Raw genomic sequence first — 13,475 nt, forward strand, 5'->3', positions numbered from 1 at the left:
GGATAACTGCCTGCAGCCCGTATGCCCTGCCGCCTGGGCAATTCCCACACTAACCGCATATTGTGGGGGTAAATATTTTTTCTCAATTCTTTTGAAATTTAATTGGTTGAATTGCAGGCAGCAGACGACGCGATCTCGCTCGCAATTTAACCAAATATATTGCTACAACAATGCGGTGAGATTGAGGTACTTTCCGGTTAGCGCGTTTTCAGGGGGTTCATCAAGCCATGGGATCTCCCCAAGCAACGGTGCGGAAATCATCCGCTTGAGCGTGGCCATATATTCAGCGTGACGTTTGCCCGGTGGAGTGACATCGTTCGCTACCCACCCTGCAAGGGTAAGTCCGGCTTGCTGTACAGCCTGTGCGGTCAGCATCGCGTGATTAATACAACCGAGTTTCACGCCCACAACCAGTATCACTGGCAGTTGTTCTTGCGTTACCCAATCCGCGAAAGTGAAAGACTCAGAAAGCGGCGTAAACCAGCCTCCTGCACCTTCTACCAGTACCCAGTTTGCCTGCTGTGCCAGCGCGTGTAACCCGGCGCTCATAACCACGGGGTCGATGGGTCTGCCCTCTTGCGCGCTGATGATGTGCGGCGAGGTCGGTTCTGCGAAGGTGTAAGGGTTTACCGTGGCGTAATCCAGTTGCAGGCTACTGTTGCGTTGCAACGCCAGTGCGTCGCTATTACGTAAGCCTTCTACTGTCATTTCGCTGCCGGAGGCAACAGGTTTGTAACCTGCCGTCCGGTAGCCTGCAGCCTTTGCGGCTTGTAAAAGTGCACAGCTGGCGACGGTTTTCCCCACTTCGGTATCCGTTCCGGTGACAAAATAACGTTTACTCACGAGCAATCACTCCCAAAAAAAGATGATACGTCAGAGGATATCGCCCCTGTTGTTGCGGCCAGGCCAGTTGCAATCGCTGCAACTGCGAACGCGTTAATATTCGCTGGTCGCGCCCTTCATGAAGATGCGTGGCACCGATGCCTTTCAGCGAACGCATGGCACTGAGCGCATCATCAAACCACAGTGTGACGGGCTGAATATGGTGTTGATAATGCAAACCTTTCAGCGACTGTTCGATTTCATCTGGCGGTAAAAAGCGATTGGCATGAGGCCGTTCGTCTACCGCCTGCCACGCCTGATGCAGTTCGGGTAACGATCCCTGCGCCAGCGTGGTAAACGCGACCACGCCTCCGGGGCGCACCACCCGATACAGCTCGCGGAGTGCCGTGGATAAATTACCGCACCACTGCACCGCGAGATTGCTCCATGCAAGATCGAACGTCGCAGTCGCTAACGGCAGGGATTCGATATCGCCTGCCAGATAATGATCTGCGGCATCTTGTTGGCGTGCCTGCGCAAGCATAAGTGGCGAGAGATCTAAGGCCGTCACCTGTACATGACGTTCGCGCCAGTGGCGGCTCATCCAGCCAGGTCCACAGCCAGCGTCCAGCACACGGGGGTATTTACGCTGCGGGAGCATTGCCAGTAAGGCATCGGCACTCTGGCGCTGTAGATCTGCGTGTTCCTCATAGTGCGCGGCTGCCCGACCAAATGCCGCCGCAATGGCTTGTTTATTAACCGTTGCCATGCAGCACCTCCAGCAGGCGGTCGATATCCTGCATTTCATGCGCTGCGGTTAGCGTTAAGCGCAGTCGCGCAGTGCCGACGGGTACGGTTGGCGGGCGAATCGCCGTGACCCAGCAGCCTTGCTGGCGCAGTTTTTCTGCCAGTTGTAACGCTCGGCTGTTATCACCGACGATTAATGGCTGGATGGCGCTGCATGAATCCGCAAGCGTAAACGGCAAACCCTGCACTCCGGCACGAAAACGCATAATGAGTGCCGCCAGTTTTTCGCGCCGTGCATCACCCTCTTCACTGCGAATGACCGCCAGCGACGCACGTAATGCCTGCGCCTGAGCGGGCGGCATACTGGTGCTGTAGATAAGATGGCGGGCGAATTGCAGCAGATAATTCGCCACGCTATCAGAACAAAGCACCGCCGCGCCGCTGACGCCAAATCCTTTGCCAAAAGTGACTACCAGCAGTTCCGGCTTCACCTTTTGCAGCCAACAACTGCCCCGCCCCTGTTCACCGATAACGCCCGTGCCGTGGGCATCATCAACCATCAACCAGGCGTTGTGCTGTTGCGTGACTTGCTGGATTTCCGTAAGCGACGCGCTATCGCCGTCCATGCTGAACACGCCTTCTGTCACCACCAGTTGCTGCCCCGGACAGGGGGAAGCAAGCAGTCGCGCCAGATGAGCGACATCGTTATGAGTAAAACGGCGAAGCTGCGACGGGCTTAAACTGGCAGCCTCCAGCAAGGAGGCATGGCTAAGCCGGTCGGCAACAATACGGTCCTCTTTCGCCATCATCGCGGTGATGACGGCCTGATTCGCGGCAAAACCAGAGATAAACAGCAGCGCCCGCGAATAGCCCAGCCACTCGGCCAGTTCTTCTTCCAGCGCCCGATGCGCCACGCTATAACCGCTGACATGCCCGGAACCGCCGCTACCTACACCAAACTTTTCTGCGCCCTGCTGCCAGGCGCGGATAATTTGCGGATGATGGCTTAAACCGAGGTAATCATTGCTGGAAAAGTTCAGATACTGGCGATCATCCGCCACCAGCCAGCGTCCGGCTCCTTGCGCCACCGGATAACGGCGACGCAAGGCATCGGCAGCACGCCGCGCATCGAGCGCCGCGTTGATTTTCTCCTGCCAGCTCATAGTGCTGCCGCGTTATAATATTCGTCAGTGTCCGGGGTCATCAGCGCCTGCTCCAGACGCTGCTGTTGTTCGTTATCGCCCGCCAGCACGGCAGTTTGCTGCGGGTTTAGCCCCAGTTTGCGGAACAGTTGCAGGTCTTTATCTTCTTCTGGATTCGGCGTGGTTAGCAGTTTGCAGCCGTAGAAGATCGAGTTTGCGCCAGCCATAAAGCACATCGCCTGAGTCTGTTCGTTCATCTGCTCGCGTCCGGCAGAAAGGCGCACGTAAGAGGTCGGCATCATGATCCGCGCTACAGCAATGGTGCGAATAAAATCAAAGGCATCGACATCATCGTTATCGGCCAGCGGTGTGCCTTTCACCTTCACCAACATGTTGATTGGCACGCTTTCCGGCGGCGTCGGCAGGTTTGCCAGTTGCAGCAATAATCCGGCGCGATCGTTCACCGTTTCGCCTAAGCCAACAATGCCACCTGAACAGACTTTGATCCCGGCATCGCGCACTTTTTCCAGCGTATCGAGACGTTCCTGATAGGTACGCGTAGTGATGATATTGCCGTAAAACTCCGGCGAGGTGTCGAGGTTGTGGTTGTAGTAATCCAGCCCGGCGTTCGCCAGGCGCTGCGCCTGAGATTCACTCAACGTGCCCAGCGTCATACACGCCTCCAGCCCCATCGCTTTTACCCCTTGCACCATTTGTTCCAGGTAGGGCATATCGCGTTCGTGGGGATTCTTCCACGCCGCGCCCATACAAAAACGCGTCGATCCCGCCGCTTTCGCTTTGCGCGCCGACTCCAGCACCTGTTCAACTTCCATCAACCGCTCGGCTTCCAGTCCGGTTTTATAGCGCGAGCTTTGCGGGCAGTATTTGCAATCTTCCGGACAAGCTCCGGTTTTAATCGACAGCAACGTGCTGACCTGCACCTGATGAGGATCGAAATGCTGACGATGCACCTGCTGCGCTTCAAACAGCAGATCCAGCAATGGTTTTTCAAATAATTCTGTGACTTGCGACAATGTCCAGCGTGGGCGGTGAGCCATGGGGCTTCTCCAAAACGTGTTTTTTGTTGTTAATTCGGTGTAGACTTGTAAACCTAAATCTTTTCAATTTGGTTTACAAGTCGATTATGACAACGGACGATCTTGCCTTTGACCAACGCCATATCTGGCACCCATACACATCCATGACCTCCCCGCTGCCGGTTTATCCGGTGGCGAGCGCCGAAGGTTGCGAGCTGATTTTGTCTGACGGCAGACGCCTGGTTGACGGTATGTCGTCCTGGTGGGCGGCGATCCACGGCTACAATCACCCGCAGCTTAATGCGGCGATGAAGACGCAAATTGATGCTATGTCGCATGTGATGTTTGGCGGTATCACCCATGCGCCGGCCATTGAGCTGTGCCGCAAACTGGTGGCGATGACGCCGCAACCGCTGGAGTGCGTTTTTCTCGCGGACTCCGGCTCCGTAGCGGTAGAAGTCGCGATGAAAATGGCGTTGCAGTACTGGCAGGCCAAAGGCGAAGCGCGCCAGCGATTTCTGACCTTCCGCAATGGTTATCATGGCGATACCTTTGGCGCGATGTCGGTGTGCGATCCGGACAACTCAATGCACAGCCTGTGGAAGGGATATCTGCCGGAAAACTTGTTTGCTCCGGCTCCACAAAGCCGCATGGATGGCGAATGGGATGAGCGCGATATGGTGGGCTTTGCCCGCCTGATGGCGGCGCATCGTCATGAAATCGCGGCGGTGATCATTGAACCGATTGTCCAGGGCGCAGGCGGGATGCGCATCTACCATCCGGAATGGTTAAAACGAATCCGCAAAATGTGCGACCGTGAAGGTATCTTGCTAATTGCCGACGAGATAGCCACCGGATTTGGTCGTACCGGCAAACTGTTTGCCTGTGAACACGCGGGGATCGCGCCAGATATTTTATGTCTCGGCAAAGCCTTAACCGGCGGCACGATGACCCTTTCCGCCACACTCACCACGCGCGAGGTTGCAGAAACCATCAGTAACGGCGAAGCCGGCTGCTTTATGCACGGGCCAACTTTTATGGGCAATCCGCTGGCCTGCGCGGCTGCAAACGCCAGCCTGGCGATTCTCGAATCTGGCGACTGGCAGCAACAGGTGGCGGCTATTGAAGTACAGCTGCGCGAGCAACTTGCCCCCGCCCGTGATGCCGAAATGGTTGCCGATGTGCGTGTGCTGGGAGCAATTGGTGTGGTCGAAACCACTCGTCCGGTGAATATGGCGGCGCTGCAAAAATTCTTTGTCGAACAGGGCGTCTGGATCCGGCCTTTTGGCAAACTGATTTACCTGATGCCGCCCTATATTATTCTCCCGCAACAGTTGCAGCGTCTGACCGCAGCAGTTAACCGAGCGGTACAGGATGAAACATTTTTTTGCCAATAACGGGAAGTCAGCGTGTGGGTTTCTGGCTACACTTTCTGCAAACTAGAAAGGAGGGTTCATGAAACTCATCAGTAACGATCTGCGCGATGGCGATAAGTTGCCGCATCGTCATGTCTTTAACGGCATGGGTTACGATGGCGATAATATTTCACCGCATCTGGCGTGGGATGATGTTCCTGCGGGAACGAAAAGTTTTGTTGTCACCTGCTACGACCCGGATGCACCAACCGGCTCCGGCTGGTGGCACTGGGTAGTTGTTAACTTACCCGCTGATACCCGCGTATTACCGCAAGGGTTTGGCTCTGGTCTGGTAGCAATGCCAGACGGCGTTTTGCAGACGCGTACCGATTTTGGTAAAACCGGATACGATGGCGCAGCGCCGCCGAAAGGCGAAACCCATCGCTACATTTTTACCGTTCACGCGCTGGATGTAGAGCGTATTGATGTCGATGAAGGAGCCAGCGGCGCGATGGTCGGGTTTAACGTTCATTTCCACTCTCTGGCAAGCGCCTCGATTACTGCGATGTTTAGTTAATCACTCTGCCAGATGGCGCAATGCCATCTGGTATCACTTAAAGGTATTAAAAACAACTTTTTGTCTTTTTACCTTCCCGTTTCGCTCAAGTTAGTATAAAAAAGCAGGCTTCAACGGATTCATTTTTCTATTTCATAGCCCGGAGCAACCTGTGAACACATTTTCAGTTTCCCGTCTGGCGCTGGCATTGGCTTTTGGCGTGACGCTGACCGCCTGTAGCTCAACACCGCCCGATCAACGTCCTTCAGATCAAACCGCGCCTGGTACCTCTTCTCGCCCGATTCTGTCGGCAAAAGAAGCGCAGAATTTCGATGCTCAACACTATTTTGCGTCCCTGACACCAGGCGCGGCAGCGTGGAATCCTTCCCCGATTACCCTGCCTGCGCAACCTGACTTTGTTGTCGGCCCGGCGGGTACCCAAGGTGTAACGCATACCACGATTCAGGCAGCGGTGGATGCGGCAATTATCAAGCGTACCAACAAGCGCCAGTATATTGCCGTGATGCCTGGTGAGTATGAAGGCACGGTCTATGTCCCTGCCGCTCCGGGTGGAATTACTCTGTACGGTACAGGCGAAAAACCGATTGATGTGAAGATTGGGCTTTCCCTTGATGGTGGCATGAGCCCTGCCGACTGGCGTCACGACGTCAACCCGCGCGGCAAATATATGCCAGGTAAACCAGCGTGGTATATGTACGATAGCTGCCAGAGTAAACGCAGCGACAGTATCGGTGTTCTCTGTTCTGCGGTCTTCTGGTCACAAAACAATGGCCTGCAACTGCAAAACCTGACCATCGAAAACACGCTGGGCGATAGCGTAGATGCGGGTAACCATCCGGCGGTGGCACTGCGTACTGATGGCGACAAAGTGCAGATCAATAACGTCAACATTCTCGGTCGTCAGAACACCTTTTTTGTCACCAACAGTGGTGTGCAAAACCGTCTGGAAACCAATCGTCAACCGCGTACTCTGGTGACCAACAGCTACATTGAAGGGGATGTGGATATCGTTTCTGGTCGCGGCGCGGTGGTGTTCGATAACACCGAATTCCGCGTGGTTAACTCCCGTACCCAGCAAGAAGCGTATGTGTTTGCACCGGCTACGCTGTCTAACATCTATTACGGTTTCCTCGCCGTAAACAGCCGTTTCAATGCTTCCGGTGATGGCGTGGCGCAACTGGGCCGCTCGCTGGATGTTGATGCTAATACCAACGGTCAGGTGGTGATCCGTGATAGCGCCATCAACGAAGGTTTTAACACGGCTAAACCGTGGGCCGATGCGGTGATTTCCAATCGTCCATTTGCGGGTAATACCGGCAGCGTTGACGATAGCGACGAAGTACAGCGCAATCTGAATGACACTAACTACAACCGCATGTGGGAATACAATAACCGCGGCGTGGGTAGCAAAGTGGTTGCAGAGGCGAAGAAGTAAGAGCTATTAACTATTTGCCGGATGCGGCGTGAACGCCTTATCCGGCCTACAGTTCGATGCGATTCGTAGGTCGGATAAGATGCGTCAGCATCGCATCCGACAATAAGTGCCGAATACGGCGTAAACACCTTATCCGGCCTACGGTTCGATGCGATTTGTAGGTCGGATAAGATGCGCCAGCATCGCATCCGACAATAAGTGCCGAATGCTGCGTAAACGCCTTATCCGGCCTACGGCTCGATGCGATTTGTAGGTCGGATAAGATGCGCAAGCATCGCATCCGACAATGAGTGCCGGATGCGACCTACATTCACATGGTGCTTTTTATATCTGACGGTTTTTATTGAAGTTAATCAAACTACCCGCTTTGATAATCTCGCGCTCTTCAGCAGTCAGACTTTCCATGTAGAGCGTAATCTCCGTTACCGGCGCATCTTTATGGATCACATAACCTTTAAATGTCGTACCTGGATTATCCAGCGCCGCTTTAATGCCAGGGATGTAAATGTAATCACCTACGTCAAAGTTCGGTGCCTCCGCCATTTGCAGCGGTAACATCCCCCAGTTGATGACGTTAGAACGGTAGCGTTTAGTCGCGTACTCCTCGGCAATATTCGCCAGACCGCCAATCACTCGCTGGCAGCTCGCAGCCTGCTCACGCGCAGAACCATCGCCTGGTTTGACCGCATAGACCATGCTGCCAATTTCAGTTTGCAGCGGATCAATATTTTCCTGACCAGCAATCTGCTTAATACGCGCAAACACCTCTGCCAGTTCGCTGACATTCCCCGCCAGACGCTGATTTTCCAGCTCGGCAGTGGCTTTACTTCTGCCAACATAACCCGGATCACGGCGTGACAGGGTAAACTCCGCCAGACCAATTGGATTTGAACGATACGAAGAGGTTTCACCGGAAGGAATCAATTCGTCAGTGGTGGTCACTTCGTCGAGGATCTTCGAGCACACTTTGAGGACGATATTGTCAGTCAGCGCGCCTAATTCCGGCCAGTCTTTAATGTTCGGTCCGTAGATCAGCGGTTGCTGAGTCGCCCCTTTCACAAAGCCCTGATAAACACGGTTTTTATACGGCGTTACATCAAAGGCGTACTCCGGCACGTTGTCCCAGCAACCGAGTTCGCTGGCAGAGGTTAAATAGCCACCGTTTGCCGCAGTCGCAGCGATAGAGCGAGCGTCCATCAACGCCACCGCTGACATCTGCCCATTGGCTGGCTTAGAGCCTTCGCGGTTCGGGAAGTTACGTGTGGTGTGGCGAATACTCAAACCGTTGTTGATTGGCGTATCGCCCGCGCCAAAGCATGGGCCGCAGAACGCGGTTCTGATGATTGCGCCTGCACCAATCAAATCGGCTACCACACCTTTTTTGGCGAGATCCATAAACACCGGCTGTGATGACGGGTAAACCGCCAGCGAGAAGGTGTCATTACCACAGGATTGACCGCGCAGCGCATTTGCTGCGGCGATAACGTTTTCATAGTTACCGCCAGAACAGCCCGCGATAATCCCCTGCTGCACTTTCAGGCGACCATTTTCCACTTTATCCAGCAGCGAGAGTTTGGCTTTACCGTGCGCCACGCGTTCGGACTCAATTTCAATCTCACGCAGAATGTCAGTCAGATTCTGGTTCAGCGTGTCGATTTCATACACGTTGCTCGGGTGGAACGGCAGCGCAATCATCGGTTTGATGGCACTTAAATCAACGCTGATGCAGCCATCATAGTACGCCATCGGTTGAGGGTTAAGCTGGCAGTAATCCTGGCCGCGACCGTGCAGCGCCAGCCAGTTATGGACTTCTTCATCAGTTTGCCAGACAGAACTTAAACAGGTCGTTTCAGTGGTCATAACGTCAACGCTGTTACGGAAATCGGTAGAGAGCGCAGCGACACCGGGACCTACGAATTCCATCACTTTGTTTTTGACGTAGCCGTTTTTGAACACGGCACCGATGATAGCCAGCGCCACATCCTGCGGCCCCACATACGGCGCAGGTTTTCCGGTCAGATGCACCGCAACCACGCCCGGATAGTCGATATCCCAGGTGTCATTAAGCAGCTGTTTTACCAACTCGCCGCCGCCCTCACCGACTGCCATTGTCCCTAATGCACCGTAACGGGTGTGGCTGTCTGACCCGAGGATCATTTTGCCGCCGCCTGCCATCATTTCACGCATATATTGATGGATGACCGCAATATGCGGAGGCACAAAAATACCGCCATAACGCTGGGCCGCCGATAAACCAAAAATATGGTCATCACCGTTAATGGTGCCGCCCACAGCACAGAGTGAGTTATGGCAGTTGGTCAGCACATACGGCAGCGGGAAACGTTCCATACCGGACGCTTTAGCGGTCTGTACAATACCAACAAAGGTAATATCGTGAGAGGCTAATGAATCAAACTTAATTTTAAGTTTATCCATATTTCCGGACGTATTATGAGAAGAGAGTATTGACCAGGCAATAGTGCCTTTTTTTGCTTCTTCTTTTTTTATTTCGCCGGTGAAATGTTCTTCGGCAATTATTTCGTTATTACTGGCGAGAAACACGCCTTTTTCAGATAACTTGATCATCAAATGCTCCAGATATCTGCGCACAGGAAAGTGCGCAGAAAGATAATGAAGGGATATTTACAGCATGTTCCAGCCGATCAGCATATTCCACCACCATACGCCGAGGGTGATATGCACCAGGAAGGTTAATATCGTCAGTACCGCACCGACCAACCACCAGGATTTAATATCGTTGTAACCCACACCAAAGATGACCGGACCAGCCGCACCACCATAGTGAGTAACCATGCCGCCGTAGGAGTTGGAGAACAACAGTGCCAGCGCAGTTAACATTAACGGTGCGCCGGAGACGTTCGCCAGCATGGCAAATACCGGTAACATGGCAACGATATAGGCACTACCGGAAGCGAAGAAATAACGTACGATGATGCTAAGGAAAATAATAACGAAGAAAGCAACGTTACCATGACCATCAAATGCCAGGTTATTTTTAAAGACTTCAGCTAACCATTCGAAGAATTTAACTTTCGATAATAAGGAGCTTAAACCGATAATACCGCCGTACCAGATTAATGTATTCCAGCCGCCTTTATTTTTAACCACGTCTTCCCAGGTAACGATTCCTAGCAGCAGCATGGTCGCCATAACAACGATTGCCACAGTGGATTCATCAACCCCGAGCGTTTTACTGAAAATCCAGCCCAGCAACGCCAGCACAAAGACACCGAGCAGCATTTTTTCACGGATTTTCATCGGTCCCAGTTCAGCAAGGCCCGCTTTGGCGATGGTTTTGTTATCCACCTTTTTAATTTCTGGCGGATACATGGTGTAAATCACCAGCGGAGTGACCAGCAGCATAATGATACCCGGCAAACCGGCGGCCAACGCCCATCCCCCCCAGCTAATTTGCAGGTGCAGAATGTCGTTGATCATTTTCAGCGCCAGAATGTTCCCCGCCATTGCGGTAAAGAACATATAGCTGGTGGTTTTGGTGACCATGTAAATGGACATCATCAAGTAATGTCCGACACGACGCGGGCTTTTTTCAGGTTCTGATCCCAAAGCCACCGCCACGCTGTTGATGATCGGTAATACAATGCCGCCCGCACGCGCGGTGTTAGACGGTGTTGCCGGAGCCAGTACCAGATCGAGGAATACCGTAACGTAACCCAGACCCAGGGTAGTGCTACCAATTTTACCAATCAGCAAATAGGCAATACGTTTACCTAAGCCGGTGGTCACAAATGCGGCGCTTAAGGTAAACGCCGAGAACACCAGCCAGGTGGTGCCTGAAGAGTAACCGCTTAATACGGCGGTGGTTTTAAACGCACCGTCAGATAAGTTACCGACCACCACCATCGAGGCAGCAACGGCAATTAACAGTACGACAGGTTCCGGGAAAGGCTTGATAACCAGCCCCACAATCGCCGCCAGGTAAATACCAAAAAGTACCCATGCCAGTTCGCTTAATCCTGCCGGGGCTGGCATAACGCCAATAATACATGGGATCGCTAATATCAGAATTAGCTTCCATAACGATTTCTTATTCATTTAAAATCCTGTTCTTTCTGTATGACTCATACAGAAGTCCTTTATTGATTGTCCTTATCACGACAACGAAATTTTTCAGGGAAGATAAACTTCACCGGAAAATATTTTTCTGGTCGTCCGAATAACAGATGCACGTAACGTTGTGGCATCCTGACCTTCATTACTTAAATGAACGTCAAGCGCACCACTGGGGTGTTCAATATTGATATTGCCGTACCCCACAGAAGGGACGATTTGTCGGGTGACGGTGCCTTCCAATGCACAGCTACTGGAAATGGCAATAGCGCCAGTTATCGCCAGCGCGCGATGGCAAGAATGCGGCATAAAATAACGCACATTAATTGCCCCGCCTTTCTGCGCTGGAGAAATAAGCACAGGTTTAGGGATAACCATATTACTGACATCGCCTAAGCCCATTGCTTTACCCGCTTGCAGACGGATAGATTCAATGCGGGCTAATAATGCTTTGTCGGCATCCAGTTCCGCCGGTAATTCATAGCCTGTTTTGCCCAGATATTCAGCCGGAATAATGACGACTGGCATCGCCATATCAATACAGGTCACTGGAACATCGTCAAAATAATCAATCTGTTTATCAGTCGGGAAGACTTTTCCGGTTTTTGTTCCTGCGGCATTCAGGAAAGTGAGAGCGACCGGTGCGGCTGTCCCTGGCACACCATCAATTCTGGCGCTACCCTCGTACTCGACAACACCATTTGGCGTTTGCACATCAGCTTCGATGAACGTACCAGTATTGACGTTGCGGATACGCACACGGGTGACCGGTGATGTCGCTGCAATCAAACCATTTTCAATAGCGAATGCCCCAACCCCAGACAGCATATTGCCGCAGTTGGGTGTCGTATCGACACGCTGCTCATGGACGATAACCTGAGCAAACAGATAATTGACATCAGCACGCGGATCGTCGGAACGGCTAATAATGGCGACTTTACTGGTCAGCGGATTACCGCCGCCGATACCATCTATTTCCAGATCGTTACCGGAACCCATAATTGCCATCAATATTTTATCGCGCTGCGTTTGATCTTCGGGTAAATGTTCCGCTAACAGGAACGCGCCCCTCGAGGTTCCACCTCGCATCATCACGCAGGGTATTTTTTTCATAATAATGCCCTCAATTTAAAAACATAACTTATTGCGATATGGTTACATTAAGGGCAAAGCATCTCTAATGACTTTAGCTCCACGATTAATAACATTTTTTCATTAATTTAAGTGATTAAATTGCAGTTAAACTGTTTAACTGTAAATCACTAAAACGCACCGCTTCCATTTTTCGGAGTAATAATGAAGCATGAATTATCAAGTATGAAGGCATTTGTTACGCTGGCAGAGTCCAGTTCATTTAACAATGCTGCTAAATTACTTAATATTACGCAACCTGCATTAACGCGCAGAATAAAAAAGATGGAAGAAGATTTACACATTCAACTTTTTGAGCGTACAACTCGCAAGGTTACGTTAACAAAAGCAGGAAAAAGGTTGCTCCCGGAAGCTCGGGAATTAATAAAGAAATTCGATGAAACGCTTTTTAGTATTCGTGATATGAATGCTTATCATCGTGGTATGGTGACGTTAGCGTGTATTCCGACCGCGGTATTTTATTTTTTACCACTGGCAATCGGTAAATTTAATGAGCTGTATCCCAATATTAAAGTGCGGATTCTGGAACAAGGCACGAATAATTGCATGGAATCGGTGCTGTGCAATGAATCTGACTTTGGCATAAACATGAACAATGTCACAAATTCATCCATTGACTTTACCCCACTGGTCAATGAGCCGTTCGTGCTGGCCTGTCGGCGTGACCATCCATTGGCCAAAAAGCAGCTGGTGGAATGGCAGGAGTTAGTAGGTTACAAAATGATTGGCGTGCGTTCCTCCAGCGGCAACCGACTGCTGATTGAGCAAAAATTGTCCGATAAGCCCTGGAAACTGGACTGGTTTTATGAAGTGCGTCATCTTTCGACGTCATTAGGATTGGTGGAAGCGGGACTGGGGATTTCGGCGCTTCCTGGCCTGGCAATGCCGCATGCGCCCTATTCTTCGATTATTGATATCCCATTGGTGGAACCCGTTATACGTCGGACATTGGGAATAATTCGCCGTAAAGATGCCGTACTTTCTCCAGCAGCAGAACGCTTTTTTGCCTTGCTGATTAATTTATGGACTGACGATAAAGACAATTTGTGGACCAATATCGTCGAACGCCAGAGACACGCGTTACAGGAGATAGGTTAATACTCCCGGCGCAGGAGA

The 13,475-nt window shown here is 51.8% G+C and carries 11 protein-coding genes; 4 read left to right on the forward strand and 7 right to left on the reverse strand.

The genetic code is table 11. The features are described 5' to 3' along the window. Window positions 1-162 precede the first annotated feature (162 nt). From bioD to bioB, 4 genes are read right to left on the reverse strand one after another with little or no spacing between them, the layout of a single operon-like run. Window positions 163-843: a dethiobiotin synthase gene (bioD, locus tag D9741_RS16640; protein ID WP_130214907.1), complete on the reverse strand. Its 681-nt coding sequence runs from the start codon at window positions 841-843 to the stop codon at window positions 163-165. After that, the gene (gene bioC / locus D9741_RS16645; RefSeq protein ID WP_130214909.1) at window positions 836-1,591 is read right to left on the reverse strand and encodes a malonyl-ACP O-methyltransferase BioC; all 756 of its coding nucleotides are present in this window, start codon (window positions 1,589-1,591) and stop codon (window positions 836-838) included. Before bioC ends, bioD begins: the two co-directional genes overlap by 8 nt. Next, window positions 1,578-2,732, reverse strand: a complete 1,155-nt coding sequence (gene bioF / locus D9741_RS16650; protein ID WP_130214911.1) for an 8-amino-7-oxononanoate synthase — start codon at window positions 2,730-2,732, stop codon at window positions 1,578-1,580. Before bioF ends, bioC begins: the two co-directional genes overlap by 14 nt. Beyond that, on the reverse strand, window positions 2,729-3,769 hold the full coding sequence (gene bioB, locus D9741_RS16655) for a biotin synthase BioB (RefSeq protein WP_130214913.1): 1,041 nt from the start codon (window positions 3,767-3,769) through the stop codon (window positions 2,729-2,731). The genes bioF and bioB overlap by 4 nt, the downstream gene beginning before the upstream one ends. 86 nt (window positions 3,770-3,855) lie before the next feature. Here bioB and bioA point away from each other — a divergent pair, with 86 nt between their 5' ends. The 3 genes from bioA to D9741_RS16670 all read left to right on the forward strand — a co-directional run bounded on the left by bioA (window position 3,856) and on the right by D9741_RS16670 (window position 7,115). Then, window positions 3,856-5,145 carry an adenosylmethionine--8-amino-7-oxononanoate transaminase gene (bioA, locus tag D9741_RS16660; RefSeq protein ID WP_001350033.1) on the forward strand — a complete coding sequence of 430 codons (1,290 nt, stop codon included), beginning with the start codon at window positions 3,856-3,858 and terminating at the stop codon, window positions 5,143-5,145. A 58-nt stretch (window positions 5,146-5,203) separates the two neighbouring features. Next, window positions 5,204-5,680 (forward strand): kinase inhibitor, encoded by a 477-nt coding sequence (locus D9741_RS16665; protein WP_000767391.1) that lies wholly within the window; start codon window positions 5,204-5,206, stop codon window positions 5,678-5,680. A 151-nt stretch (window positions 5,681-5,831) separates the two neighbouring features. Further along, window positions 5,832-7,115 (forward strand): putative acyl-CoA thioester hydrolase, encoded by a 1,284-nt coding sequence (locus D9741_RS16670; RefSeq protein ID WP_130214915.1) that lies wholly within the window; start codon window positions 5,832-5,834, stop codon window positions 7,113-7,115. Between the two features lie 324 nt (window positions 7,116-7,439). Here the strand turns inward: D9741_RS16670 and D9741_RS16675 are convergent, their stop codons facing one another. The 3 genes from D9741_RS16675 to D9741_RS16685 all read right to left on the reverse strand — a co-directional run bounded on the left by D9741_RS16675 (window position 7,440) and on the right by D9741_RS16685 (window position 12,320). Beyond that, window positions 7,440-9,701: a hydratase gene (locus D9741_RS16675; protein WP_130214917.1), complete on the reverse strand. Its 2,262-nt coding sequence runs from the start codon at window positions 9,699-9,701 to the stop codon at window positions 7,440-7,442. A gap of 57 nt (window positions 9,702-9,758) precedes the next feature. Beyond that, complete coding sequence (locus D9741_RS16680) at window positions 9,759-11,192, reverse strand: anion permease (RefSeq protein WP_130214919.1); 1,434 nt, start codon at window positions 11,190-11,192, stop codon at window positions 9,759-9,761. 75 nt (window positions 11,193-11,267) lie between these two features. Beyond that, a complete protein-coding gene (locus tag D9741_RS16685; protein WP_130214921.1) occupies window positions 11,268-12,320 on the reverse strand; it encodes a 4-oxalomesaconate tautomerase in 1,053 nt (350 codons plus the stop codon). Between the two features lie 183 nt (window positions 12,321-12,503). On the opposite strand from D9741_RS16685, the gene D9741_RS16690 reads away from it, so the two are divergent. Beyond that, window positions 12,504-13,457, forward strand: a complete 954-nt coding sequence (locus tag D9741_RS16690) for a LysR family transcriptional regulator (RefSeq protein ID WP_130214923.1) — start codon at window positions 12,504-12,506, stop codon at window positions 13,455-13,457. Window positions 13,458-13,475: the final 18 nt, after the last annotated feature.

Origin of the sequence: Escherichia sp. E14V7, assembly GCF_004212225.1 — a bacterium.
GTDB lineage: Bacteria > Pseudomonadota > Gammaproteobacteria > Enterobacterales > Enterobacteriaceae > Escherichia.

Coding starts and splice junctions, on each gene's coding strand:
- bioC (WP_130214909.1), bottom strand. CDS start 1,591: ATGGCAACGGTTAATAAACAAGCCATTGCGGCGGCATTTGGTCGGGCA.
- bioF (WP_130214911.1), bottom strand. CDS start 2,732: ATGAGCTGGCAGGAGAAAATCAACGCGGCGCTCGATGCGCGGCGTGCT.
- bioB (WP_130214913.1), bottom strand. CDS start 3,769: ATGGCTCACCGCCCACGCTGGACATTGTCGCAAGTCACAGAATTATTT.
- bioA (WP_001350033.1), top strand. CDS start 3,856: ATGACAACGGACGATCTTGCCTTTGACCAACGCCATATCTGGCACCCA.
- D9741_RS16665 (WP_000767391.1), top strand. CDS start 5,204: ATGAAACTCATCAGTAACGATCTGCGCGATGGCGATAAGTTGCCGCAT.
- D9741_RS16675 (WP_130214917.1), bottom strand. CDS start 9,701: ATGATCAAGTTATCTGAAAAAGGCGTGTTTCTCGCCAGTAATAACGAA.
- D9741_RS16680 (WP_130214919.1), bottom strand. CDS start 11,192: ATGAATAAGAAATCGTTATGGAAGCTAATTCTGATATTAGCGATCCCA.
- D9741_RS16685 (WP_130214921.1), bottom strand. CDS start 12,320: ATGAAAAAAATACCCTGCGTGATGATGCGAGGTGGAACCTCGAGGGGC.
- D9741_RS16690 (WP_130214923.1), top strand. CDS start 12,504: ATGAAGCATGAATTATCAAGTATGAAGGCATTTGTTACGCTGGCAGAG.